The sequence below is a fragment of the Janthinobacterium sp. RA13 genome (genome assembly GCF_000745325.1).
GTDB lineage: Bacteria > Pseudomonadota > Gammaproteobacteria > Burkholderiales > Burkholderiaceae_D > Janthinobacterium > Janthinobacterium rivuli.
Map to the genome: position 1 here is coordinate 539,932 of NZ_JQNP01000001.1, position 25,524 is coordinate 565,455.

Sequence of the window (25,524 nt, forward strand, 5' to 3'; positions counted from 1 at the left end):
ATTATGGCTTGGACGAGAGATGAGATGGCCGCGCGCGCGGCGAAAGAATTGCAGGATGGCTTTTATGTGAACCTGGGCATCGGCTTGCCGACCCTGGTGGCCAACTATGTGCCGGAGAACATCGAAGTATTCCTGCAGTCGGAAAACGGTTTATTGGGCATCGGCCCGTTCCCCACCGATGCGGAAGTCGATGCCGACCTGATCAACGCGGGCAAACAGACGGTGACGGCCTTGCCCGGCGCCGCCTACTTCAGCTCGGCCGATTCTTTCGGCATGATCCGCGGCGGCAAGATCAACCTGGCCATCTTGGGCGCCATGCAAGTGTCGGAAAAGGGCGACCTGGCAAACTGGATGATTCCAGGCAAGATGGTCAAGGGCATGGGCGGCGCGATGGACCTCGTTGCCGGCGTCAAGCGCGTGGTCGTGCTGATGGAACACGTGGCCACGGCCAAGGATGGCACGACGTCGCACAAGCTGCTGAAACAGTGCGACTTGCCGCTGACGGGCGTGGGCGTGGTCGACGTCATCATCAGCGACCTGGGCGTGATCGACGTGACGGAAAACGGCTTGAAGCTGGTGGAGCTGGCGCCGGGCGTGACCAAGGAACAAGTGCAGGCGGCCACGGGCGCTGAGCTGGACGTCTCCGCCGTGTAAGCTCGGCGGATCGTCGTATGAAAGCAGGGCGGACAGCGATGTCCGCCCTTTTTTATGCGGCCGCCTTGCCGCGCAGCCCGTCCAGGCTGTAGGCGCCGGCGCCCGCTGCCGCGAAATACAGGAAGGTGAAGCAGTACATCACGGCCATTTCGCCGCCGTTCAGGATCGGCAGGAAACCTGCTGGCGCATGCGCCATGAAATAGGCGGCCGCCATCTGGCCTGACAGGATGAAAGCGACGGGGCGCGTGAACAGGCCCACCAGCAGCAAGGTACCGCCGACCAGTTCGATGACGCCGGCCGCACCCATCACGGAAAACAGTTGCAAGCCATCGAACATGGCCACGTGCGGCGCGCCGAACAGCTTGGCCGTGCCGTGTTGCAGGAAGAGGAAACCGAGGATGATGCGCAGCAGGCCCAGCAAACGTGGGTTCCAGGTGGCGTAAAAGGCGGGCGAGAGGGACATGACGTACTCCATTCAAAGGTGGATGGTTCGGTGTCAGGCTTGCATTAACGCAATGTCATTATGCGCGAGCCTGGCAGCGAACAGTAAGTCAGTACTGTAATGGTTTTTTATTCATTGATCATCATGGTAAATATTGATGCATGATTTACTATTGGTTGATGATGCGATATAGCCCACGCGCAATGAAAAAAGCCCCGCGGATCGCTCCGCGGGGCTTTTCAAGTGCTTGAGGCGCTTACTTGACGATATTCACGGCCGGTGCGACATACGCGTCGTCGGTCGGGTGGGTGGGATTCGCCAGCTCGCTGTGCAGCTTGTCCATGTCCAGCTCCTTTTCCCATTTCGACACGACGATGGTGGCCACGCCGTTGCCGACGAAATTGGTCAGCGCGCGGCATTCGCTCATGAAGCGGTCGATGCCCAGAATCAGCGCCATGCCGGCCACGGGGATCGTCGGCACGACGGCCAGGGTCGCGGCCAGGGTGATGAAGCCGGCGCCCGTGATGCCGGACGCGCCTTTCGAGGTCAGCATCGCCACGCCCAGGATGGTCAGTTCCTGCCAGATGGTCAGTTCCGTGTTGGTTGCTTGCGCCACGAACAGGGCCGCCATGGTCATGTAGATGTTGGTACCGTCCAGGTTGAACGAGTAGCCGGTAGGCACGACCAGGCCGACGACCGGCTTGGAGCAGCCCAGGCGCTCGAGTTTTTTCATCAGGGCCGGCAGGGCCGATTCCGATGAGCTGGTACCGAGCACGATCAGCAGCTCTTCCTTGATGTACAGCAGGAAGCGGCCGATGGAGAAGCCCGTGTACTTGGCGATCAGGCCCAGCACGACGAAGACGAACAGGAAGCAGGTCAGGTAGAACGAGCCCATCAGTTTGGCCAGCGGGATCAGCGAAGCCAGGCCGTATTTGCCGATGGTAAAGGCCATCGCGCCGAATGCGCCGATCGGAGCGACTTTCATGATGATGTTGACCATGCCGAAGATCGCATGCGACAGCTCGTCGATCAGCTTGGTGACCGGACGGCCGCGCTCGCCCAGCAGTGACAGCGAGAAGCCGAACAGGATGGCGATCAACAGCACTTGCAGGATGTCGCCCTTGGCGAAGGCGTCAACGAAAGTCTTCGGGATGATGTTCATCACGAAGTCGATGGTCGACATGCCTTCGGCGTGCGTGTATTGCGCGATCGACTTGGCGTCCAGGTGGGCCGGATCGGCGTTGAAGCCGGCGCCCGGTTTGAGGATATTGGCGACCAGCAAGCCGATGGCCAGCGCGAAGGTGGAGACCACTTCAAAGTACAGCAGCGCCTTGCCGCCCACTCGGCCGATCTTCTTGACGTCCTGCATGCCGGCGATACCGGAGACCACGGTACAGAAGATCACCGGGGCGATGATCATCTTGATCAGTTTGATAAAGCCGTCGCCCAGCGGTTTCATGTCGACGGCGTTCGAAGGGTAGAACACCCCCAGCAGCACGCCGGCCACGATGGCGAACAGCACCTGTACGTACAGGATTTTATAGAATGGTTTTTTCACGAGTGGTCTCCTCTTGCGGGTTGATGCTGCGATCATCCGCCCATTGCCAGGCCGCCTCAATTGTGGATAACCGCAGATATGCATTTTCGCTATATCGGGTATTGCGCCATGGCGACCGTGCCAGTGCTGTGCTGCGGCGCAGCATTTCAGGCGCGCGCTTGGAGCATTGCCCGCGCTGCGCTACACTGCCGTAGCGTCGCGCGCGGGACACCTCTTGGCGGGCAGGAAGCGGTGCTCTTTTTACATCGAATAAGGAATTGGCATGATCGAAGCGAGCATCAAATCCGTCCAGTGCATCTCCCCCGCAGGCTTGCATACCATGTCGTACAAGGAGTGGGGCGCGGCCGATAATCCGAACGTGCTCGTCTGCGCCCATGGCGTGACGCGGGTGGCGGACGACTTCGACAACCTGGCGCGCGCCATGGCCAGCGATTACCGCGTGATCTGCCCAGACGTGGTGGGGCGCGGGCGCTCGGGCTGGCTGGCCAATCCCCAGTTTTACCGCGTGCCGCAATATGTGAGCGACATGGTGACCCTGCTGGCGCGCGTGCTGGCCAATGGCGAGCGCCAGACGGTGGACTGGTTCGGTACGTCGATGGGCGGCTTGATCGGCCTGGGCCTGGCCTCGTTGCCCAACAGCCCGATCAGCAAACTGGTGCTCAACGATATCGGCCCGACTCTGGCGCCGGAAGCCTTGCAGCGCATCGGCGACTACATCGGCCAGGACTTGCGTTTCGAGACGTTTGAACAGGGTGCCAGGTTTGTGCGCGACGTGTCCGCCAGCTTCGGCCCGCACACGGACGCGGAATGGCATAAACTGGCGGTGGATGTGTTGCGGCAAGATAAAGATGGCCACTGGCGCCGCCACTATGATATGGGACTGGCCATGCCGTTCCGCTCGGCCACGCCGGAATCGGCGGCCAGCGACGAAGCCATGCTGTGGGCCGCGTATGATGCCGTGCGCTGCCCCACCTTGCTGGTGCGCGGGTCGGAATCGGACCTGCTGTCGCGCGAGACGGCGCAGATCATGCTCGGTCGCGGCCCGAAGGCGGAGCTGGTGGAAATCGCCGGCGTGGGCCATGCGCCCACTTTCGTCCACGACGACCAGATCGCCATCGCGCGCAAGTTTTTGCTGGGCAAGTAATAGTCAGTAACAATCAGTAACGCTGTACAGATTTTGAAACAACCGAAAGAAGAAGCATGGAAATTACACGACTGCACGTAGGCAAACGCCTCTCCGAAGTAGCCATACACAACAACACCATCTACCTGGCGGGCCAGATCGCTGAAGACACCACGCAAGGCATCGTCGGCCAGACGCGCGAAGTGCTCGGCCACGTCGACCGTCTGCTGATGGAAGCGGGCAGCGACAAGACTTGCATCCTGTCGTGCCAGATATACATCGCCGACATGAAGGATTTCCCCGGCATGAATGAAGTGTGGGACGACTGGGTCGCCTCAGGCCACACGCCGCCGCGCGCCACGGTGGAAGCGAAACTGGCCAATCCGGCTTGCCTGGTGGAAATCGTCATCATCGCTGCAGAACGCTAAGTCATCAAGTTGCTCAGTCATCAAGTTTAAAGGTATTACATGGTTTCCATCTCGGCCCCGAATAGCGTCACCTCGGAACAACTGGTAGAGGGCTTGAGTGCGCCGGACTGCGCGCGCGTGCTGGACGCGCTCGCGTATGCCACCGAAGCGTATGGCGACAAGCAGACCTTTGCCGGCCGCTCCGCGCTGGAGTTCGCCATCGGCGTGGCCACCACCCTGGCTTTCCTGCGCAGCGATGCGGAAACGCGCATCGCCGGCCTGATGTTCGAGCTGACCCTGCTGGAACCGGACACGGCGGCCGACATCGAGCCCCGTTTCGGCAAGCAGGTGTGCGACCTGGCGACAGGCGTGCGCCAGCTGATCCGCTTGCGCGCGCTGACCCAGGCGCAGCACGGCAGCGTCGGCGGGCGCGGCAAGAATGCGGCGCAGCAAGCCGTGGCCCAGGTGGAAACCCTGCGCAAGATGTTGCTGGCGATGGCTTCCGACATGCGTGTCGTGCTGGTGCGCCTGGCCGCCTGCGTGACGACCTTGCGTTACTTTGCCGAACTAAAGCTGTTTAACGAAATGACGCGTGAATACGGCAAGGAAACGCTGGATTTGTACGCGCCGCTGGCCAACCGCCTCGGCATCTGGCAGCTGAAGTGGGAACTGGAAGATTTGTCGTTCCGCTTCATCGAGCCGGAAGCGTATAAACGCATCGCCAAGATGCTGGAAGAAAAGCGCATGATGCGCGAGGGTTTTGTTTCCTCCGCGATTTTGCGCCTGCAGACGGAACTGGCTTCGGCCGGTATCCAGGCGGAAGTGTTTGGCCGCCCGAAACACATTTACAGCATCTGGAACAAGATGCGCGGCAAGGAACTGGACTTTACGGCCCTGTACGACGTGCGCGCCTTCCGCGTCATCGTTGCCGACGTGAAAACCTGCTACACGGTGCTGGGCGTGGTCCACAATATCTGGACCCCCATCCCGAAAGAATTTGACGATTACATTTCGCGGCCGAAACCCAACGGTTACCAGTCGCTGCACACGGTGGTGACGGCCGAGGATGGCCGCCCGCTGGAAGTGCAAATCCGCACCAATGAAATGCACAGCTTTGCCGAATACGGCGTGGCCGCGCACTGGCGCTACAAGGAAGAGGGCGGCTCGAACTTTGCCGGCCAGAAATACGACGAAAAGATCGCCTGGCTGCGCCAGTTGCTCGCCTGGAAAACGGAAGTGGCCGACGCCGTCGTGGGCCAGGAAGAAATCCAGCGCGAATGGGTGGAAAAACTCAAATCAGCCACCTTGGACGACCGCATCTTCGTCATGACGCCGCAAGCGCGCGTGCTGGAGTTGCCCGTGGGCGCCACGCCCGTCGACTTTGCGTATCACCTGCACACGGACGTGGGCCACCGCTGCCGCGGCGCCAAGGTCGACGGCATCATGGTGCCTCTGAATACGCAATTAAAAAACGGCCAGACCTGCGAAATCATCACGGCCAAGGGCGCGCCGGGCACGGCCGGACCGTCGCGCGACTGGCTCAGCGCCGGCTACGCCGTCAGCACGCGCACGCGCTCGAAAATCCGCGCCTGGTTCCACGCCATCGACATGCAGGAAACCCTGGCCCACGGCCGCGCGCTGGTGGAAAAATCCTTGCAGCGCGAAGGCAAGACGGCCGTCAACCTCGAAGCGCTGGCGCAAAAGCTGGGCTTTGCGAAAGTCGACGAGCTGTTCCTGTCGGTCGGCAAGGATGAATTCAGCCTGCGCCACGTGGAGCAGGCGCTGCACGACAATGGCGAAGTGGTGGTGCCGGAAGACGCCGTGCTGGTCGGCAAAAGCCGCGCTTCCAGCGTGGAGCAGGGCGCCAAGTCCGGCGTGCTGGTGGTGGGCACCGAAGGCTTGATGACCGTGCTGGCCAAGTGCTGCAAGCCGGCGCCGCCGGACAGCATCGTCGGTTTTGTCACGCGCGGCAAGGGTGTGTCGATACACCGCGCCACGTGCAAGAACTTCGAGGAAATGCGCGCCAAGTCGCCCGAGCGTGTGATCTTCACGGAGTGGGGCAGCACGGGCGGGCACGACACCGTGTATCCGGTCGACATTTTCATTCTGGCAGGCGACCGCCAGGGCTTGCTGCGTGACATCTCCGAAATCTTTTCGCGCGAAAAAATCAACGTGATCGGCGTCAACACCCAAAGCGCCAAGGGCCAGGCCCGCATGACCTTTACGGCCGAGATCAGCTCGACGGCGCAGTTGTTGAAGGCGCTGAATGTAATTAAAGACGTCAGTGGTGTTCTTGAGGCTCGGCGTAGTTAGTTTTGTTGAACCCCAAGTGCAGAAGCTGGGGTCGTACCCTGAGGGTACGACCCCGGTCTTTGCCGTTGGGTTTAATTAGTGCGTCTTGTCGCCCTGATGCAACCCCGCCATCGCCGCCGTCTCCGGCTGCAAGGTAATATGGTCGATGCCATGCTTACTCAATAACATCTTCTTGATCGCCCGCAAGACCTTCGGCCAATGGTCGAGGTGTTCGATTTCCACGTGGCCGATCAGGGCTGGCTGGCCTGGCGACATGTCCCATACGTGCAGGTCGTGCACGGAAATCACGCCGTCCACCTGCTCCACGTCCGCGCCCACCTGGATGTAGTCAATGTGCATGGGCACGCCTTCCATCAGGAAGTGGTACGACTCTTTCAATACCCCGAACGTGGATTTCAGGATCAGCAGGGACACCAGCACGGACAGCAGCGGGTCGATCTGCATCCAGCCCGTGAAGTAAATCACGGCGCCGGCGACGATGGCGGCGACCGAGCCGAGCAAATCACCCATCACGTGCACGAGGGCAGCGCGCGTGTTCACGCTTTGCTTGTCTTTCGATAATACCCACGCCACCACCAGGTTGATGGCCAGGCCGATGAAGGCGACGATGAAGACCATGCCGCCTTGCACGGTTTGCGGCGCGGAAAAGCGCTGCACGGCTTCATAGCAGATCCAGCCCACCACGCACAGCATGGCCAAGCCGTTGACGAAGGCGGCCAGCGCTTCGGCGCGGCCAAAGCCGAACGAGTGGCGCGGGGAAGGCGGGCGGCGCGCGATCAGCTGCGCCAGCAGGGCCAGGCCCAGCGCGGCCGCGTCCGTGACCATGTGGCCAGCGTCGGAAATCAGGGCCAGCGAATTGGACATGAAACCGGCGATGACTTCGATGCCGGCGAATGACAGGGTCAGCCCCAGCGCCCACGCGAGGATGCTCTGGCTGCGTCCCTCGAACGAGTGGGTATGCTTGGCGTCGCCCTTCAGGTGGGCGTGCAAATGGGTGGCGTCGTGTTCGCTGTTGTCGTGCGTGGGATGCATGGAATGCTTTGTGAAATGAGGTTGCCGTCAGTGTAATTGAAAAGCAACAAAATAGTCGGCGCATAAAAAAACCTGCAGGCCGTGAGGCACTGCAGGTTTTACCTGGAGCAAATAATTTTACTGCGCCGCCGTCTCGCCAAACTTGCCTTCGCGGAAATCCTGTACGGCCTGGAATACTTCCGCCTGGGTATTCATGACGAACGGGCCATATTGCGCGATCGGCTCGTTCAAGGGCTGGCCGGCGACAAGGATCACGCGTCCGCCTTCGGGCGCCTCGATGCGCACGCCATCGCTGCCCGGCGTGTTGGCAAAGATCGCCATGCGCAGGGCGGGCACGGCCTTGCCGTCGACCTGCACTTCGCCACGAAACGTGTAGATGAAAGCGTTATGGCCTGGGGGCAGCGGCTGCTCGAAGCTGCTGCCGGCCGGCAAGTCGATATCGAGATACAGCGGTTCCGTCAGCTCGCGCTGCACGGCGCCCGTCACGCCATGGCTCTCGCCGGCGATCACTTGCACGGCCACGCCCGCGTCCGTCGTGTAGCGGGGGATGTCGCTGCTGGTGAAATCGCGGTACCACGGCGTGCGCATCTTGTCGCGCGCGGGCAGGTTCAGCCACAGCTGAAAACCTTCCATCACGCCTTCTTCCTGCTCCGGCATTTCCGAATGGATCACGCCGCTGCCGGCCGTCATCCATTGCACACCGCCCGACGTCAGCAAGCCTTCGTTGCCCGCGCTGTCCTTGTGGCGCATACGCCCCGTGATCATGTACGACACCGTTTCAAAGCCGCGGTGCGGATGCTCGGGGAAGCCGGCGATATAGTCGTTCGGCTTGTCGCTGGCGAAATTGTCGAGCATCAAAAACGGGTCGAGACGGCGCTGCAGCTGCTGCGTCAGCACGCGGTTGATCTTCACGCCGGCGCCATCCATGACGGCCTGGCCGGCGATCACGCGCTCGACGGCGCGTGCTTTCGTGACAGTGGTGGTATCGCTCATTGTGTTCTCCAGTTGGGAGGAACGGCGCTGGTGCGCCGCCCCAGTTTGATGCCCATCAATCTTTGACTTACACCAAGATCGCGTTGATCTCGGCGTCCGCCTGGGCTTGTGCCTTGGCCACGGCTTCCGGGCCCATGCCCATGCCTTCCGAATACACGTACTGCACGTCGGTCAGGCCCAGGAAGCCGAACATGGTGTTCAGGTAAGGCACCTGGCTATCATTGGCGCTGTCGCGGTGCAAGCCGCCGCGGGACAGGCCCACGTAGACTTTCTTGCCGCTCAAGAGGCCAACAGGGCCGTTTTCCGTGTACTTGAAGGTGACGTTGGCGCGGGCAATCGCGTCGAACCAGCTTTTCAGTTGCACGGTGATGCCGAAGTTGTACATCGGCGCGCCGATGACGATCACGTCAGCCGCTTGCACTTGCGCAATCAACGCGTCGTCCAGGGCGATGCGGGCCGCTTGCTCCGGCGTGCGCTTGTCGGCTGGCGTGAACAGCGCTTGCAGGGTCGGCTCGTCGAGCACGGGGTGCGGTGCGGCAGCCAGGTCACGGCGGACGAGGGCGGCGCCCGGGTTGGCCGCTTCTACGCGGCTGACGATGGCGTCAGCCAGGCGGGTCGAGGCGGAACCGGTGCTGCGGGCGCTGGAATTGATTTGCAGGATGTTCATCTTGTTTTCTCCGTTGTGAGGTGTCTTGCGATGGATGAACTATAGCAATTCCAAAATTGATGCGGAAGCCGTTAAAATGGATAACATTAATCCACTCATGGAACAATCAAAAGTATGGATATCGATCCCGGAGATTTATTGCTGTTTGCCAGGGTCGTCGAATGCGGCAGTTTCAGTCGCGCCGCCGTGCGTGTGGACTTGCCCAAATCGACCCTGTCGCGCCGCATCTCGCTGCTGGAAGCGAAACTGGGCGAACGGCTGCTGCTGCGCACCACGCGCAAGCTGGCGCTGACGGAGTTTGGCGCCAGCCTGCTCGAGCATGCGCGCAAGGTGGTCGAGGAAACGGAGGCGGCCGGAGCGCTGGCGCAGCACCGCCAGGCCGGTCCCAGCGGCTTGCTGCGCATTTCCATGCCGGCCGACTTTGGCGACACCCTGATGCGCCAGGTGCTGGCCGAGTTCGTGCGCCGCTACCCGGCCATTTCGCTGGAGCTGGACTTGTCGGCGCGCAGGGTGGATTTGCTGGAAGAAAATTTCGACCTGGCCATCCGCATGGGCAACTTGCCCGACGACGCCAGCCTGTCCGCGCGCCGTGTGGCCTTCAGCACCCTGGCGTTGTATGCCTCGCCGCAATACACGAGCGTGCACGGCTTGCCCGAACATCCCGACGATCTGTACGGCCATGATTTGCTCAGCTTGCCACGGGCCGTGCATGGCCTCGTGCACTGGACTTTGATCCGCGGCAAGACGACGTGGGAGCGCGATCTGCCCGTGCGCCTGCTGGCCAATTCGCCGGAATTGCTGGTGCGCATGGCGTGCACGGGCGTGGGCATCGCGGCCAGCACGGACCGCTTTGCCAAGGCCTATGTGGCGACGGGGGAATTGGTGCGCGTGCTGCCCGAGTGGAGTTTTCCGCTGGTCACGGGCTGGGCCGTGTTTCCCGGCCGGCGCTTGATGCCGGCCAAGACGCGCGCGTTCCTGGACTTGATGGAAGAAATGTACCGCACGGACGCGCCCGTCTAGGCGCGCGTCCGGAGGCTTTACTTGGGCAGGTTGCCCATGACTTCGCCCAGCTGCACGGGGCCGGCCGGTTGCCAGTTGGCATTGAACGTCACGGTGTCTTTCGGGAACAGCATGACGACGGTGGAGCCGAGCAGGAAGCGTCCCAGCTCTTCGCCCTGTTTCAGCACCACGTTGTCGTTCGCATAGCTCCAGTCGCGCACCTGTCCCGTGCGGGGCGGGTTGACGACGCCGTGCCAGACGGTGGCCATGCTGCCGACGATGGTGGCGCCCACCAGGGTCATGACGAAGGGGCCGTTGGCCGTGTCGAACACGCAGACGACGCGCTCGTTGCGGGCGAACAGGCCGGGAATGCCGCGCGCCGTCGTCGGGTTGACGGAGAACAATTCACCAGGGACATAAATCATGCGCGTCAGGCGGCCGTCGCAGGGCATGTGGATGCGGTGGTAGTCGCGCGGGCTCAGGTACAGATTGGCGAAGCTGCCGTGCTCGAACTGGGCCGCCAGTGCCGCATCGCCGCCGACCAGGGCCGTCGTGCTGAAGTTGTGGCCCTTGGCCTGGAAGATCTGGTCCTTGTCGATCGTGCCGAACTGGCTGATGCGGCCATCGACGGGGCAGACGTAGTCGGCTTCGGCCAGCGGACGGGCATCGGGGCGCAGCGCGCGCGTGAAAAAGTCGTTAAAGCTCGCGTAGTGCGTGATGTCCGGATCCAGCGCCTCATCCATGTTGACGTTGTAGTGGCCGACGAACCAGCGGATCAAACGCGTCGTCATGGCGCCGCCCTTGGCGCCGGCGACACGGCCGGCAAAGTTGGTCAACGCTCCTTTGGGAAGCAGATATTGAGGCAGGACGGCAAGACGGTCAGACACGATGGGAAGCCTTTGACGGGGTGATGGGAACAATGGTGAAAACGCATTATAGCGGCGATGTGGCGCGCAATACTATGCGCCGTATGCAAGGGTGCGTATCGCAGCCCGTCGCCGAATTTAATTTGCCATAGGAAATATTTTCAGGAAACTGTGTCACTTGGAAAAAATTACAGCACAATACAGCGGCCTGTTTTTTAGCTTTTAGCCATTTTTATTCAGCCAACTTTTTTAGCCAGGTCATGATGCCACGCCGTTGCCTTCGCCTTACCGTCCTTTGTTCAGCCGTTTTACTTGCCTGGAATGCCCAGGCCCAGCAATCCGAAGCGCCAGCCGACGCTGCCGCTGCCGCTGCCTCTGCGCCGCTGAAGGCTGAAAAGCCCGCCGCGCCCGCGATGCAAACCGTCGAAGTCAAGGGCAGCGGCTATGATCCGCGCCGCGACGATACGGCCAGCAAGATGGTCGTTGGCAGCGAGGAAATCCTCAAGTATGGCGACACGAATGTCACCGACGTGCTCAAACGCTTGCCCGGCATCACGGTTTCCGGCGCGGCCGGGCGCTCGGGCGGCGAAATCCGCATGCGCGGCCTGGGCAGCGGCTACACGCAGATATTGCTCAATGGCGAGCGGGCGCCGGCCGGTTTTTCGCTCGACACCCTGTCGCCGGACGTGATCGAACGCATCGAGATTTTGCATGCGGCCAGCGCCGAATACAGCACGCAGTCGATTGCCGGCACCATCAATGTGGTGCTCAAGAAAGCCGTGAAGACGGCGCAGCGCGAGCTCAAGCTGGGCGTGCAGGGCAGCGACGTGAGCTTTTCGCCCAGCGTGAACGTGCAACTGTCCGACCGCGACGGCAATTTTTCGTATTCGTTGGCCGGCTCGCTGTTCCGCTACGACTACCATTACGACAATCCCGGGCTGGAACTGGGCTACGCGCCCGACGGCCGGCAAAACCTGCTGCGCCGCACAAACGGCACGGGCGATGGCCGCCCGGAAGGCATCAATCTGTCGCCACGCCTGAACTGGGTGCTGGCCAACGGCGATAACGTGACGGCGCAATTCTTTTTCAATGGCGGGCGCTCGAACCACCGCAATTTCAGCCGCGCGGAAACGCAGCAGGGCTTGCGCCCCGATTACGACACCAATACGGGCAGCTCCAGCAACCACAATGCCTTCGGCCGCAGCGACCTGACGTGGATGCACAAGCTGGCCGGCGGCGCCCGGCTGGAATTGAAAATCGGCGCCTCGGCCGCCCGCAATACGTCCGACAGCCTGCAGCAGGGCTTTATCGATGGCAGCGGCATGGCGCTCGACCGCAAAGTGGGCGTGAAGGCGACGGAAAACGGCGTCAGTTCGACCGGCAAGTACTCCACACCCTTGCTGCCCGGCCACGCCCTGTCGATGGGCTGGGACGGCGCCTACACGGAGCGCGAGGAAACGCGCCACCAGCGCGAAGCGGTGCTGGGCACCTCGGGTGCGCGCCCGCCCGTCGACAGCGACGAAGGTTTCGATGCCACCATCAAGCGTCTGGCCCTGTTTGTGCAGGACGACTGGGAAATCACGCCGCGCTGGTCCATGTATGCGGGCGTGCGCTGGGAAGGCATCGACACGCGCAGCGCGGGCAATACCTATGATGAAGTGAGCCAGCGCACCAGCGTGTGGAGCCCGCTGTTGCAAACCCTGTGGAAGTTGCCTGATACCAAGGGCGACCAGGTACGCCTGGCCCTGACGCGCACTTACAAGGCGCAACCCACGGCAAGCCTGATTCCTCGCCGTAATACCTCGACCAACAATAGCCAGACGGACCCCGACCGCGAAGGCAATCCTTACCTGAAACCGGAGCTGGCGCTGGGCATCGACGCCTCGTACGAGCACTACTGGGCCGAAGGCGCTTTGCTCAGCGCGCGCGCCTCGGCCCGCCGTATCGATGGCTATACGCGCCAAGGCTTGCTGTTCATCAATGATCGCTGGGTGTCCACGCCCGTCAATGATGGCCGCGCGAATACTCAGACACTGGAACTGGAAGCGAAGTTCCCGCTGCGTGCCGTGATGGCCGCGCCCGTGCCCGCCATCGACTTGCGCGCCAGCGTCAGCCGCAACTGGTCGCAGGTGGAGCAGGTGCCGGGACCGAACAACCGGCTCGACCAGCAAACCCCCGTCAGCGGCAACTTCGGCCTCGACTACAAGACGCCGGACGGTGTGCTGACGACGGGCGGCAGCTTCAACTTCCGCAATGGCGGCCCCGTGCGCATCACCGAACGCCAGAGCGCCTATACGTCGCCGCGGCGCGACCTCGATATTTATGCGCTGTGGAAATTCGATGCGAAGAACCAGCTGCGCCTGGCCGTGTCGAATTTGCTGGCGCAAGACTTCGAAAGCACCACAGCGTATGCGGACGCCAGCGGCACCATCGTGCGCAACAGCATTTCACCAAGTTCACCGCAGGCGCGCGCGACCCTGGAAATGAAGTTTTGACGCGTTTGTTTTAACGGTGAAACCCCGGCCGGCATCCCCGCTGGCCTATAATCTCGGCAATCGCGCGCACGGCCCGTCCGTGCGCGCCACCTTTTACTTTGCCAAGATTGCTTTCCCCATGACGTTTTCCTCCCTCGGCCTGATCGATCCCCTGGTCCGCAAACTTGACGAGCTCGGCTATGCCAAGCCCACGCCCGTGCAGGCGCAAGCGATTCCCGCCGTGCTGGCCGGGCGCGACCTGATGGCCGCCGCCCAGACGGGCACGGGCAAGACGGCCGGTTTCGCCGTGCCGCTGCTGCAGCGCCTGACCCTGGAAGGCGTGGTGGCGCCCCAGTGCGTGCGCGTGCTGGTGCTCGTGCCCACGCGCGAACTGGCCGAGCAAGTCTACGCCAGCTTCCGCAGCTATGGCGGCAACTTGCCGCTGCGCAGTTTTGTCGCGTACGGCGGCGTGCCCATCGAGCCGCAGATCAGCAAACTGCGCAAGGGCCTCGACGTGCTGGTGGCCACGCCAGGCCGCTTGCTGGACTTGCAGACGCAGGGCGCCGTCAAGTTCGAGCAAGTGCAAACCCTGGTGCTGGACGAGGCCGACCGCATGCTGGACCTGGGCTTCGAGCGCGAGCTTGATATATTGCTGATGACCATGCCCAAGCAGCGCCAGACCCTGCTGTTCTCGGCCACCTTCTCGGATGCGATTCGCGCCATGGCGAAAACCATGCTGAAGGATCCCGTTTCGGTGGAGGTCAGCGCGCGCAACAGCACGGTCAAGGCCGTGAAGCAATCGGTCATCGTGTGCGACAAGAAGCGCAAGCCGGAACTCTTTTTGCACTTGCTGAAGAAAAAGCGCTGGGGCCAGGTACTGGTCTTCGTCAAGACGCGCAAGGGTGTCGAGCTATTGGTGAACACCTTGCTGGAGCAGGGCGTGCGCGCCGATTCCATCCACGGCGACAAGACCCAGCCGAACCGTTTGCGCGCGCTGGCCCGCTTCAAATCGGCCGAAGTGCAGGTGCTGGTGGCGACCGACGTGGCCGCCCGTGGCCTCGATATCGACCAATTGCCTGTCGTCGTCAATTTCGACTTGCCCACCGTGGCGGAAGATTATATCCACCGCATCGGCCGCACGGGCCGCGCGGGTGCTTCAGGCGAAGCGATCTCGCTCGTTTGCGCCGACGAGGTGGAATTGCTGTCGGCCGTGGAAGCGCTGACCCGGCAAACCCTGAAACGCAACGAGGAACCCGGCTTCGAGGCCGAGCACCGCGTGCCGGGCACGTCCGCAGGCGGCACGATCCAGAAAAAGGCCGTGAAAGTGCTGGCGCCGAAGGCGGCCGAGCGGGCCAAGAAGCGCCGTTTTTATAAGTAAAAAGGGGACGCAAGGCGCGCTGCACGGATATCGCATTCGTGCCATCATGCGCTTATGACCTCGATACCTTTGTTCCCGCTCAATACGGTGCTGTATCCCGATGGCTATCTGCCTCTGCAGATCTTCGAGGTACGCTATCTGGACATGATACGTCAGTGCATCATGGGCGAGCAGCCGTTTGGCGTGGTGCAACTGCTGGACGGCGGGGAAGTGCGCAAGCCGGGCCAGCAGGGCCAGCAAGAAGCTCTGGCGCCCGTGGGCACCCTGGCGCGCGTCGTCGACTGGGCCGCGCCCCTGTCGGGCTTGCTGCAAATCAAATGCATGGGCATGCAGCGCTTTCACATCGTTTCCAGCGAACAGCTGAAGCACGGCTTGTGGATGGCGCAGGTCGAGACCTTGGCGCCCGATAAAACCATCCCCATCCCGCAAGAGCAGCAGAACGTGGCCGACGCGCTCGGCGCCCTGATCCGCACATTGCAGGAGCAAAAGATCCCGCCCGAGCAAATGCCCTTGCAGCCGCCATACCGGCTCGACGAGTGCGGCTGGGTGGCGAACCGCTGGTGCGAGCTGTTGTCCCTGAGCGCCATGCAAAAACAATTGTTGCTGAGCCAGGACAATCCCGTGCTGCGCCTGGAACTGGTGCAGGATATGCTCACGGAAAACGGCTTGTTAGAGGAATAAATTGCCTGAGGCCGCATGTTTTCTCATGCTTCCGTTGTGCAATTGCAATTTCTATTGAGAAATACTTTACGCTTTGCCGCCGCTGGCATAAGATAATGCCCCTGGGCAAGATTGCCCTGGGCAACATTCAAGAGCAGACGACATGGCAAAAGTAAGCGCGGAACAGATCAATGCGGCAATGGAAGCGATGGCGGGCGAAGGCCAGGCCATCACGGTGCGCGCCCTGCGCGAACGGCTGGGCAACGGCGCCTGCCTGGGCACCATCAGCAAGCTCTTGCTGCGCCGCAAGGCCGGTGCGCAGCGCCAGATCGCTGCCGCCGCCGAACTGTCGCCCGTGCTGCAGCAAGCCATCCTCGATTATGTAGGACAGGAATTAAGCGCCAGCCACAGCGCGCATGAAGCCGAGATGAACGACAATCAACAGGAATTGATGGACCTGGCCAGCGAGAACGAGCGCCAGCAAGAGTTGCTCGACCTGCAGGCCGGTGAGCTGGAAACCTTGCGCGAGGAACTTGAACGCGAGCGGCAAGTGGCGAACCAGGCCCGCACGGACCTGGCCAAGGCGCAGTTGCGCCTGGAAGGCTTGCCGCGCCTGGAAGAGGCGGCCGAGCAGGCCCGCATGGACCTGGCCAAGGCGCAATTCAAGCTCGAAGGCATCCCCCGCCTGGAAGAGGCCGCCGAAGCGGCGCGCGCGGAACTGATCCAGGCCCAGCTGAAGCTGGAAAGCCTGACGCGCGTGGAAACGGAACTGGCTGCCGCGCGTCTGGAACTGGAAGCGGAGCGTGAAGAGCTGGGCGAAACGCGCGCCGAACTGGATGAAGAGCGCACCTTGCGTATCAAGGCGCAGCAGTTCATCGTGGATCCGATCTTCAAAACACCTGTCTGAAGACACCCTGACCAAACCTGCTGCGCGTCGCGCTTTGCGGCCTGCGATGCTCACCGGCTCGGCGCCCCCGCACTTCAGTACGGTTGCGCTTCTCGGCCACCTCTCCCTTCCGCTCGCTACGGTTTCGTCAGGTGTCGTTACGTCTCTGTTCTAAGCTAACGCTGCTTACAGTGTTAGCCGGCGCACAGAATCTTGTTGCGAGGCGCGGCAAAATAGTTCAGTGATCCAGGCGCGAAAGGGCCGGCATGGAAACGCTGATCGTCATGGGGGCCTCGGTGGGCGGCGTGAGCGCACTGTCCACCATCTTCGCCGCCTTGCCGGCGAATTTTCCCGCGGCAATCCTGGCCGTCATGCACGTAGGCGCGCGCAACAGCGTGTTGCACGAGATCCTAGGCAAAACCTCCGCCTTGCCCGTGCGCTTTGCCGAAGAACGCGAACCCGTGCGCGCAGGGCGCATCCTGCTGGCGCCGCCGGACCGGCACATGCTTGTTGCCAACCTGGCCGGCCAGGCGACGGTCGAGCTGACCCGGGGACCGAAGGAAAACCATACGCGTCCCGCCATCGACCCCCTGTTTCGCAGTGCGGCCGCCGCTTTCGGCCCGAAGGTGGTGGGCGTGATACTCAGCGGCTACCTCGACGATGGCACGGCAGGCTTGCAGGCCATCAAGGCTTGCGGCGGCAGGGCGCTGGTGCAGGAGCCGCAGGACGCGGTGGCGCCGTCGATGCCGCAAAGCGCGATCGACTATGCCGAAGTGGACTGGCGTCTGCCGGCCGCCGAGATCGGGCCGGCCCTGCTGGCGCTGGCCAGCGGCAACTCGGCGCCGGCCAGCGCCGCGCCGTCCTTGCCGCCCGTACCCCAATGGATTGCCGTGGAAAACCGTTTTGCCCGGGGAGTGGGGAATATGGACCAACTGGAAAAAATTGCCACGCCATCGACTTTCACCTGTCCTGAATGCCAGGGCACCCTGTGGGAGCTGCATGGCCAGCAGCCGCAGCGTTTTCGCTGCCATACGGGCCACAGTTTCACGGCGAAGATGCTCGGTGAGTTGCAGCATGACAAGGCGGAAGACGCCATCTGGGCCGCCGTCAGGGCGCTGCAGGAAAAAGAAAAACTGTATCTGAACCTGGCCGCCAAGGCCCAGGTCTGGCAGCATCCAGGCACGGCCAGCGAGTATGCGGCCAAGGCGCGCCAGGCGGGCGAGCAGGCCGATGTGCTGAAACGGGCTCTGCTGGCTTAAAATAGCGCACGGTCGCGCCATGGCGCGCGACGCCTGATCGCAAAGAAGGTTTATGTCTGCAGAAAAAAAACAGCCGCTTCCGCTTGCGGCAGCCCCCATATTGCCACGCGCATTGCCGCCCCGGCCCCCAGCCGAATTCAGTTCGCCCGAAGCGGCCCTGGCGCGCAAGCAGGCGCGCGAAGACAAGGATGCACAGGTGCGCGGAGTGACCTCCATCGACGCCATGCGCGAGGCCATCAAGCTGGCGGCGCGTGACTTGCCGGCTATCACCGCCGTGCCATGCCTGGGCATGCTGGACGCCGCCGCCTTCCGCGCACGCGCCGCGCTGGGCTTGCCTTTCCTGATGCGCGGGCTGGTGCGGCGCTGGCCTTTGTCCCAGCTGGCGCCCGAAGTCTTGCGCGAGCAGTTCAGCCATGTGCCCGTGCGGGCGCGGGTGGGCGACTACATCAACACGGCCTTTGCTGCCGACCGCGCCATGCAGGATATGTCGATGGGGCAATACCTGGACCTGGTGGAAGGGGGCGCGCATGTGCTGCCGCCTTACCTGGGCAACCTGGAATTGCGCGAACTGAACCGTTTGTGCCACTGGCCCACGTATTTCGACAAGATGGGCCCGCCGCGCTTCTGGGTCGGGCCGGCAGGCACGGTGACGCCCTTGCATTGCGACTACGACGACAATATCTTCGCGCAAGTGTGGGGCCGCAAGCGCATCTTTTTATCGCCGCCGCACCACGACGCCTTTCTCTATCCGAGCGAGGCGAATGCCATCCTGTTCGGTTCGCCCTTCGATCCGGAAGCGCCCGATTTCCAGCGCTTTCCCCTGGCGCGCCAGGCCACCATGATCGAGTGCCTCGTCGAGCCGGGGGACATGCTGTATGTGCCCGCCGGCTGGTACCACCAGGTGCGCGCGCTGACGTTTTCGCTGTCGTCGAACCGCTGGGCCAGGGCCGTGCCGCTGGCCTTGCATGGCGGGGCGGAGTTGCGGCGTACCGAGGCTTAATCTGATGACACGATGGCCTTGCCATCGGCGCGCAAACGCCGGGGCCGCCACTCGCTGAGGATGCCCGCAGCGATGATCAATATCGCGCCGACGATGGCCAGGGCCGGCAGGCGCTCGCCGGCAATGCGGCCGATCACGCCCGCCCACACAGGTTCGCCCGCATAGATCAAGGTGGCCTTGGTGGCGGAAATGCGCTTTTGCGCCCAGTTCATCACATATTGGATCAGCGCGCTGGCGCAGCCCAGTGCCAGCACGCTGAGGATGAAAGTCTTGCCGAGGACGGGTGGCGCTTCGCCCATGACGGGCATCAGCAGCAGGGCGATCAAGGATGCCGTGGCCAGTTGCACGATGGTCACGCGCAGGATGTTCAGCTGCGGCGAGACGCGGCTGATGAGGATGATTTCCAGGGCAATGGCGATGGCGCCCACGGCCGTGATCAGCTCGCCCTTGCCGAAACCCATGCTCAAGCCATCCGTGCCCGTGAGCAGCAGCAAGCCGACGAACGCCAGCACGACGGCCGCCCACACTGCCGGGTGGGGCCGCTGCTTGAAGACCAGCCATTGCACCAGCGGCACGATGGGCACGTAGAAGGCTGTGATGAAGGCCGATTTGCTGCTCGTGATATGCATCAAGCCATAGGTTTGCAGCGCGTAGCCGCCAAAGATGCTCACGCCGATGGCCATGCCGGTGAATAACTCCGCCTTCGTCAACTGGCGCAACTGGCCCCGGCAAATCAGAGCGCCGATGCCCGCGGCCACGGCAAAGCGGGCGGCCACGAAGGCCAAGGGGCCGCTGACCGTCACGGCATGTTGCACGATGAGAAACGTGCCGCCCCAGATGAAGGTGATGGCGATCAGGGCCAGTTCGGGCAGACCAATGGCGGGAGGGGGACTTGCGTGTGTTTTCATGGGAGGCTATGCTATGAGCAAAATATTTCCCATCATAATAGGAGCAATATATTGCGCAGTCAAGCCGAGGCCGGTGGCGTGCTGGCACACCTGGCCACCAATTTGCGGCGCTTGCGCCTTGCCGCCGGCCTTAGCCAGGAAGAGCTGGCGCGCCTGTCGGGTCTGAGCCGGCGCATGGTCAATGGCGTGGAGGCGGGCAGCACCAACATCAGCCTGGCCAATCTCGACCATGTGGCGGCCGCCTTGAACGTGGCCTTTGTCGACCTGGTCCAGCCACCGCGGCAGCCGCACGACAGCCTGCGCGTGCTGATGTGGCAAAGTGCATCGCAGGCCAGCCAGGCCGTGCTGCTGGGCGCGGCGCCTGCCAGCCGCCAGGTGGAACTGTGGTCGTGGACCCTGGCACCAGGCGAGCGCTACGATGCGCAAGCCGACCCGGCCGGCTTCAGCGAAATGCTCTACGTGCTCGAAGGCGAGTTGCAGCTCGTGCTGGCGGCGGAAACCAGACAGCTGGCCACGGGCGATTTTTTCGTCTTCAGCAGCGCGCAGGCGTATGCCTACGTGAATGCGGCCGCATCCACCTTGCGCTTTACGCGCAATGTGGCCAGCTAGGAACCAAGGGAGAATCATGATGACGTCAACTTTATACCAGCCGACTTTGCATGACCGATATCTGGGCGCCATGCTGGGACTTGCCTGTGGCGATGCCGTCGGCACGACCGTGGAGTTTTCCCCGCGCGGCAGTTTTGCGCCCGTGACGGACATGACGGGCGGCGGCCCATTCGGCTTGCAGCCGGGACAGTGGACGGACGATACCTCGATGGCGCTGTGCCTGGCCGAGAGTCTGGTATTGAAAGGGGCGTTCGATCCGGCGGACCAGATGGTGCGGTATTTGAACTGGTGGCAATGGGGTTACCTGAGTTCCACCGGCACCTGCTTCGATATCGGCGGAACGGTAAGGGACGCGCTGGCCAGTTTCCAGGAAACGGGCGACCCCTGGAGTGGTTCCACCGCGCCTGACACGGCGGGCAATGGCTCGCTCATGCGCCTGGTCCCGGTCGTGCTGTTTGCCTATCCGGATGTGGCGGCAGCCGTGGCCTGCGCCGCCGACAGTTCCCGCACCACCCACGCGGCGGCGGAAGCGGTGGAAAGCTGCCAGCTGTTTGCCGCCTTGCTGTGCGGCGCGCTGGCGGGCACGGCGAAGGAAGCGTTGATGGGCAGCATCGCGTACCGGCCTGCCGAACCGAAGCTGAGGGAGCTGGCAAGCGGCAGTTTCATTGGCAAAACGGAGCAGCAGATACGCGGCACCGGCTATTGCGTGGAATCGCTGGAAGCGGCGCTCTGGTGCTTCTTCAATACGGATTCACTGGAAGAGGCCGTATTGCGCGCCGTCAACCTGGGCGAGGATGCCGATACAACCGGCGCCATCGTCGGCCAGCTTGCCGGCGCCTATTATGGCGCCCAGGCAATTCCTGCGCGCTGGCTGGAAATGCTGGCCATGCGCGGAGATATCGAAGAGCTGGCGGACAATTTGTTCGAGCGGGCGCGGGGCTAAGAAGCCGTCGTTGTCGTAAATATGCTGTGTCATATGCCGCGATCCTTGTGCTCTGTGCGCTTGGCGTGGCCACGCCGCTGCGCCCGGTATATCCCCGCGTGGCCGGAAAACAGATAGGCCACGACGCAGGCGATGGCCGCGTACACGCCGATTTCGGCGCCGAACAGTTCCATCGCCATCAGGGTCGAGGCGATCGGCGTGTTGGCCGCGCCCGCAAACACGGCCACAAAACCGATGGCGGTCAGCAGGGTGGCGGGCTGGTGCAGCAGCGGGCCCAGCGCATTGCCCAGGGTCGCCCCGATAAAGAACAATGGCGTCACTTCGCCGCCCTTGAAGCCCGTGCCCAGCGAAACGATGGTAAACGCCATCTTGCCAAGGAAATCCCAGGCGGGCAGCGGTTCCTTGAGCGCATCGACGATGGTGGGAATGCCCAGTCCGATATACTTGTCCGTGCCCAGCAGCCATACGGCAAGCGCGACAACGAGGCCGCCGGCCAGCGGACGCAGCGGGGCGTAGGCGATCCAGCGTTTCATCAGGCCGCTCAAGCCATGCGTGGCTTGCACAAACAGTTTCCCCGTCACGCCGAACAGCACGCCAGCGATCACCATCGCGCACAAGGTCCAGGCGGAGAGGGCGGGGATCAAGGGTACGGCGTAATGCGTATGGTGAATGTTGAATAACTGCCCCCACAGCAAGCCCACCTGGTCGGCGATGACGGCGGCAGCCAGGCAGGGCAGCATGGCTTCGTAGCGCAGGCGGCCGATGGCCAGCACCTCCAGGCCGAAGATGGCGCCCGCCAGCGGCGTGCCGAAGACGGAGGCAAAGCCGGCGCTGATACCGGCCATCAGGATGATGCGGCGGTCTTCGTTGTTCAGGCGGAACAGGCGCGTGAGCTGGTCGGCCAGCGCGCCGCCCATCTGCACGGCCGTGCCCTCGCGTCCGACGGAGGCGCCGAACAGATGCGAGATGACGGTGCCGCCCAGCACCAGCGGTGCCATGCGCAAGGGGATGATTTTTTTCGGGTCGTGGATTTCATCGATGAGCAGGTTCGCGCCGCCTTCGACACTGCGGCCATAGCGCAGATACAGCCAGCCGACGGCAAAGCCCGCCACGGGCAGCAGCCAGATCAGCCAAGCGTGCGCCATCCGCGTGCGCGTGGCCCAGTCCAGGGCGAACAGGAAGAAGGCCGAGGCCGATCCCGCCAGCCCGGCCACGACCAAGGCCAGCAGCAGCCATTTCAACAGATGCTTTAACAGATCGGTGAGGGCGGTCAGGCGGTGCATTGTGCATCCAGTCAAGGCTGATGGGTGGGGGATTCCTTACCAGCCCAGTTCCGCCACCAGCGCCTGGCCGATGGCCCGCTGTTCGGCCAAAATGGCGCGCAAGTGGTGGGGGCGCGTCTTGACGTTGGTCATGACCACGCGCAGCACATTGGTCGGGCCGGGGTAGCGCGTCGATTCGAGTACCGTGCGCGACACGAAGCTGTGGCCTTGCGCCTTTTGCCGGTTCTGCAGCTTGGCGTTCAAGGTGTTGAGTTGCTTGTTCAGTTCGGTCGCCGCCTCCACGTCGCCGCTGGCCAGCAAGCTTTCCATGCGCTGGCGCAAGTGCGCGGGCACGTAGCGGTAGGTGAGAATGAAGGTGTCCGAGCGCGTGACCAGTTCGAAATCCTGCTGGTCGGCCAATAAATCCTGCAACTGGCCGGACAGGGTGGCCGCCTGCTGCAGCAAGGTCGTGTAGCCGGACACGCCGAGCACCTTGAACGAGGTCCACAGTTTCAAGGCGTCGAAGCGGCGCGAACCTTCCAGCGAGGTCTGGCCCAGGTCGCCCGAGTTGTCGCGCAAGATGTAGTTGGCGTTGTGTTTGAGCAAGTTCAGGCTGGCGCTGTCCTTGAACAACACCATGCTTTGCGCCATCGGCACCCACAGCAATTTATGCCCGTCGATGACGACGGAGTCGGCCAGGGCAATGCCGTCGTACAGCGCGCGGTACTGTTCCGCGATCAAGAGGGCGCCGCCCCAGGCCGCATCCACGTGGAACCAGATGGATTCGCGCGCCGCAATCGCCGCCATGGCGGCAAGCGGGTCGATGGCGCCCGTTTCCGTCGTGCCGGCGATGCCGATCATGGCGACGACCTTGATATTGCGCAATTTCAAGTCGGCAATTGTGTCTTCCAGCGCGGCGACGTCGATGCGGTTGTCGCGGTCGACGGCCACCAGCTGCAAGGCGTTTTCACCGAGCCCCAGGGTCGCCAGCGCCTTTTTCACGGAGTAATGGCTGCGGGCCGAACCGATCACGGCCAGCCCTGCGTAACCGGATTCCTGCATGGCGGCAAACAAACCGCGCTTGCGGGTGCCGGGCAACTGCTGTTCCAGCGCCACGGCCAGGGCCGTCAGGTTGCCCATGGTGCCGCCATTGACGACATTGCCCAGCGCGCCGCTGGTGGCGGCCATGGCCTGCGCGTAGACGGCGTCCGATTGCTGGTACACCTGGCGGTGCAGCCAGCCGAGGATCTGCTTTTCGATCAGGGTCGACACATATGCCGTCTCGATCTTGACCTGGTTCTGGTTCAGGGTGGCCGTAAACGCTTCGGCCAGCACGCTGATCCACGGCAAGGCCTGCGTCATGTGGCCGATGTATTGCGGGTGGTTCAGCTGGGCCGTATTGGCCAGCACGGTGGTGTCGAGTTCTTGCAGGAATTGCGCCACGGGCATGCCGCGCGCGGGCAGGCTGGTGTCGGACAATTGCGTCAGCAGTTCCGCATACGGCGTGTGCGGATAGGCCGTGTCGCGCTCGGCGGCCAGCCAGCCGCCCAGCATGCCCAGCGCCTGTTGCAGGGGCGCGGGCGAGCGTTGCAGCGCATCGATGGAAAAATGCTGCTGCAGCAGCTGTTCGATAGGGGTATCGGTCATGGCGCGTTGTCTTCTCTACGGATTGCTGGTGCCACGGTGACAAACGAATTGCGCCCAGGCGAAAGCGGGATTTTACCCGACTCCGCCTGAGCGCATCAGTTTGCTATTACTGCTATTGATCAGAAGTAGTTGAGACCCAGCGCCGACTTGACTTCATCGGCCGTGCGGGCCGCCACTTCGCGCGCCTTGAAGGTGCCTTCCTTGAGCATCTGGATGACTTGCCCTTTGTCCTTGGCGAACTCTTCGCGGCGGGCGCGGATCGGCGCCAGCATTTCCTGCAAGACCACGTCCAGGCGCTTCTTGACGATGCTGTCGCCCAGGCCGCCACGCACGTAATGGGCTTTCATTTCGGCCAGCGCCGCTTTTTCCGGGTCGAACGCGTCCAGGTAGGTAAACGCGATGTTGCCTTCCAGGTGGCCAGGGTCTTCCACGCGCAGGTGCAGCGGGTCGGTATAGACTTTTTTCACGGCGGCCGTGATTTCGGCCGAGGTCGCGCCCAGGTTGATGGTGTTGCCCAGCGACTTGCTCATCTTCGCCTTGCCGTCGATGCCGGGCAGGCGGCCGATGTCCGGCACCAGCGCCTTGCATTCCATCAGCACTTCGCGGTTGTACATGCGGTTGAAGCGGCGCACGATTTCATTCGTTTGCTCGATCATCGGGATCTGGTCTTCGCCCACGGGCACCACGCCCGCCTTGAAGGCCGTGATGTCGGCCGCCTGGCTGGCAGGGTAGGTCAGGAAGCCGGCTGGAATGTCGCGCTCGAAGCCGCGCAGGCGGATTTCTTCCTTGACGGTAGGGTTGCGCTCGAGGCGCGCCACGGTGACGATGTTCAGGTAGTAAAAGGTCAGCTCGGCCAGTTCCGGGATCTGCGACTGGATGAAGACCGTAGTTTTCGCCGGGTCGATGCCGACGGCCAGGTAATCGAGCGCCACTTCGACGACATTGCGGTGCACCTTGTCGATGTCGTCCATATTGTCCGTCAGCGCCTGCGCGTCGGCCAGCATGATGAATTGCTTGTAGCTGTTCTGGTAGCGGACTCTGTCGCGCAGGCTGCCCACGTAGTGACCCAGGTGCAAGGGACCGGTCGGGCGGTCGCCCGTCAGGATCACGGATTGCGAAGCGATGGCGGCAGGGGACAGCGGCGCTGCCGGTGCGTCGTTCTGGTCTTGGGTATCGGGGGTATTAGGCAAGCTCATCAAGTTTCCTTTTGAGCCGCCTGCATCGGGGATGATCCAGGCTGAGCCTGTTACGCCACCGATCGAGGCGGCGTGGATCAGATTCACATCACTATGCAGTGGCCGCGCGGAGTGAGCGGGACCACCAATTCAAGCAGGCGTGTTGTGAAGGGATAAATTTCATGGCGTTATGGTTGCAGTTCGGGCGCGTTCTGTCAAGTTTGCGCCCCCGATTTCTCTGCTGCGCCGCGTCAGAGGCTTGCCTTATG

At 62.7% G+C, this 25,524-nt stretch carries 23 protein-coding genes; 13 read left to right on the plus strand and 10 right to left on the minus strand.

What is annotated here, in order from left to right; translation table 11 throughout:
- Positions 1-3: 3 nt before the first annotated feature.
- Positions 4-654: a CoA transferase subunit B gene (locus FG13_RS02420; protein WP_035818065.1), complete on the plus strand. Its 651-nt coding sequence runs from the start codon at positions 4-6 to the stop codon at positions 652-654.
- A 52-nt stretch (positions 655-706) separates the two neighbouring features.
- Here the strand turns inward: FG13_RS02420 and FG13_RS02425 are convergent, their stop codons facing one another.
- Together FG13_RS02425 and FG13_RS02430 are read right to left on the minus strand one after the other, a co-directional pair.
- On the minus strand, positions 707-1,117 hold the full coding sequence (locus FG13_RS02425) for a DoxX family protein (RefSeq protein ID WP_035826923.1): 411 nt from the start codon (positions 1,115-1,117) through the stop codon (positions 707-709).
- A 235-nt stretch (positions 1,118-1,352) separates the two neighbouring features.
- The gene (locus FG13_RS02430; protein WP_217916743.1) at positions 1,353-2,690 is read right to left on the minus strand and encodes a dicarboxylate/amino acid:cation symporter; all 1,338 of its coding nucleotides are present in this window, start codon (positions 2,688-2,690) and stop codon (positions 1,353-1,355) included.
- Between the two features lie 226 nt (positions 2,691-2,916).
- Between FG13_RS02430 and FG13_RS02435 the strand changes: the two genes are divergently transcribed.
- The 3 genes from FG13_RS02435 to FG13_RS02445 are packed head-to-tail and all read left to right on the plus strand — an operon-like array spanning position 2,917 to position 6,497.
- Positions 2,917-3,798 (plus strand): alpha/beta fold hydrolase, encoded by an 882-nt coding sequence (locus FG13_RS02435; protein ID WP_035818069.1) that lies wholly within the window; start codon positions 2,917-2,919, stop codon positions 3,796-3,798.
- Positions 3,799-3,854: 56 nt separating this feature from the next.
- Positions 3,855-4,205: a RidA family protein gene (locus tag FG13_RS02440; RefSeq protein WP_034784210.1), complete on the plus strand. Its 351-nt coding sequence runs from the start codon at positions 3,855-3,857 to the stop codon at positions 4,203-4,205.
- Positions 4,206-4,244: 39 nt separating this feature from the next.
- Entirely contained in the window at positions 4,245-6,497 is a 2,253-nt protein-coding gene (locus FG13_RS02445; protein WP_035818071.1) for a RelA/SpoT family protein, read from the plus strand.
- Between the two features lie 75 nt (positions 6,498-6,572).
- Here FG13_RS02445 and FG13_RS02450 read toward each other — a convergent pair whose 3' ends face one another.
- From FG13_RS02450 to FG13_RS02460, 3 genes are all read right to left on the minus strand, one after another.
- Positions 6,573-7,529 (minus strand): cation diffusion facilitator family transporter, encoded by a 957-nt coding sequence (locus FG13_RS02450; protein ID WP_035818074.1) that lies wholly within the window; start codon positions 7,527-7,529, stop codon positions 6,573-6,575.
- A gap of 117 nt (positions 7,530-7,646) precedes the next feature.
- Positions 7,647-8,522 carry a pirin family protein gene (locus FG13_RS02455; protein ID WP_035818077.1) on the minus strand — a complete coding sequence of 292 codons (876 nt, stop codon included), beginning with the start codon at positions 8,520-8,522 and terminating at the stop codon, positions 7,647-7,649.
- Between the two features lie 67 nt (positions 8,523-8,589).
- On the minus strand, positions 8,590-9,189 hold the full coding sequence (locus tag FG13_RS02460) for an FMN-dependent NADH-azoreductase (RefSeq protein ID WP_035818080.1): 600 nt from the start codon (positions 9,187-9,189) through the stop codon (positions 8,590-8,592).
- Positions 9,190-9,303: 114 nt separating this feature from the next.
- On the opposite strand from FG13_RS02460, the gene FG13_RS02465 reads away from it, so the two are divergent.
- Positions 9,304-10,209, plus strand: coding sequence for a LysR family transcriptional regulator (locus tag FG13_RS02465; protein WP_035818083.1), 906 nt, complete (start codon positions 9,304-9,306; stop codon positions 10,207-10,209).
- A gap of 17 nt (positions 10,210-10,226) precedes the next feature.
- Here FG13_RS02465 and asd read toward each other — a convergent pair whose 3' ends face one another.
- Positions 10,227-11,075: an archaetidylserine decarboxylase gene (asd, locus tag FG13_RS02470; RefSeq protein ID WP_035818086.1), complete on the minus strand. Its 849-nt coding sequence runs from the start codon at positions 11,073-11,075 to the stop codon at positions 10,227-10,229.
- Between the two features lie 392 nt (positions 11,076-11,467).
- On the opposite strand from asd, the gene FG13_RS02475 reads away from it, so the two are divergent.
- The 6 genes from FG13_RS02475 to FG13_RS02500 all read left to right on the plus strand — a co-directional run bounded on the left by FG13_RS02475 (position 11,468) and on the right by FG13_RS02500 (position 18,711).
- Entirely contained in the window at positions 11,468-13,549 is a 2,082-nt protein-coding gene (locus FG13_RS02475) for a TonB-dependent receptor plug domain-containing protein (RefSeq protein WP_235211644.1), read from the plus strand.
- Between the two features lie 118 nt (positions 13,550-13,667).
- The gene (locus tag FG13_RS02480) at positions 13,668-14,906 is read left to right on the plus strand and encodes a DEAD/DEAH box helicase (protein WP_034752386.1); all 1,239 of its coding nucleotides are present in this window, start codon (positions 13,668-13,670) and stop codon (positions 14,904-14,906) included.
- 54 nt (positions 14,907-14,960) lie between these two features.
- Positions 14,961-15,587: an LON peptidase substrate-binding domain-containing protein gene (locus FG13_RS02485; protein WP_035818089.1), complete on the plus strand. Its 627-nt coding sequence runs from the start codon at positions 14,961-14,963 to the stop codon at positions 15,585-15,587.
- 142 nt (positions 15,588-15,729) lie between these two features.
- Complete coding sequence (locus FG13_RS02490) at positions 15,730-16,473, plus strand: DNA-binding protein (RefSeq protein ID WP_035818092.1); 744 nt, start codon at positions 15,730-15,732, stop codon at positions 16,471-16,473.
- A 245-nt stretch (positions 16,474-16,718) separates the two neighbouring features.
- Positions 16,719-17,711, plus strand: coding sequence for a chemotaxis protein CheB (locus FG13_RS02495; protein ID WP_035818094.1), 993 nt, complete (start codon positions 16,719-16,721; stop codon positions 17,709-17,711).
- Between the two features lie 52 nt (positions 17,712-17,763).
- Positions 17,764-18,711, plus strand: a complete 948-nt coding sequence (locus tag FG13_RS02500) for a cupin-like domain-containing protein (RefSeq protein WP_035818097.1) — start codon at positions 17,764-17,766, stop codon at positions 18,709-18,711.
- Here FG13_RS02500 and FG13_RS02505 read toward each other — a convergent pair.
- Positions 18,708-19,619 carry a DMT family transporter gene (locus FG13_RS02505; RefSeq protein WP_035818100.1) on the minus strand — a complete coding sequence of 304 codons (912 nt, stop codon included), beginning with the start codon at positions 19,617-19,619 and terminating at the stop codon, positions 18,708-18,710. The genes FG13_RS02500 and FG13_RS02505 overlap by 4 nt on opposite strands.
- 51 nt (positions 19,620-19,670) lie before the next feature.
- Here FG13_RS02505 and FG13_RS02510 point away from each other — a divergent pair, with 51 nt between their 5' ends.
- Together FG13_RS02510 and FG13_RS02515 are read left to right on the plus strand one after the other, a co-directional pair.
- Positions 19,671-20,228, plus strand: coding sequence for a helix-turn-helix domain-containing protein (locus FG13_RS02510; protein ID WP_081922388.1), 558 nt, complete (start codon positions 19,671-19,673; stop codon positions 20,226-20,228).
- A 16-nt stretch (positions 20,229-20,244) separates the two neighbouring features.
- On the plus strand, positions 20,245-21,171 hold the full coding sequence (locus tag FG13_RS02515) for an ADP-ribosylglycohydrolase family protein (protein ID WP_235211645.1): 927 nt from the start codon (positions 20,245-20,247) through the stop codon (positions 21,169-21,171).
- Between the two features lie 29 nt (positions 21,172-21,200).
- On the opposite strand, the gene FG13_RS02520 is transcribed toward FG13_RS02515, so the two are convergent.
- The 3 genes from FG13_RS02520 to trpS all read right to left on the minus strand — a co-directional run bounded on the left by FG13_RS02520 (position 21,201) and on the right by trpS (position 25,276).
- Positions 21,201-22,454 carry a voltage-gated chloride channel family protein gene (locus tag FG13_RS02520; protein WP_035818103.1) on the minus strand — a complete coding sequence of 418 codons (1,254 nt, stop codon included), beginning with the start codon at positions 22,452-22,454 and terminating at the stop codon, positions 21,201-21,203.
- A 36-nt stretch (positions 22,455-22,490) separates the two neighbouring features.
- The gene (locus tag FG13_RS02525; RefSeq protein WP_035818105.1) at positions 22,491-24,080 is read right to left on the minus strand and encodes a pyridoxal-dependent decarboxylase; all 1,590 of its coding nucleotides are present in this window, start codon (positions 24,078-24,080) and stop codon (positions 22,491-22,493) included.
- 119 nt (positions 24,081-24,199) lie between these two features.
- Positions 24,200-25,276: a tryptophan--tRNA ligase gene (trpS, locus tag FG13_RS02530; protein WP_200880242.1), complete on the minus strand. Its 1,077-nt coding sequence runs from the start codon at positions 25,274-25,276 to the stop codon at positions 24,200-24,202.
- Between the last annotated feature and the right edge of the window lie 248 nt (positions 25,277-25,524).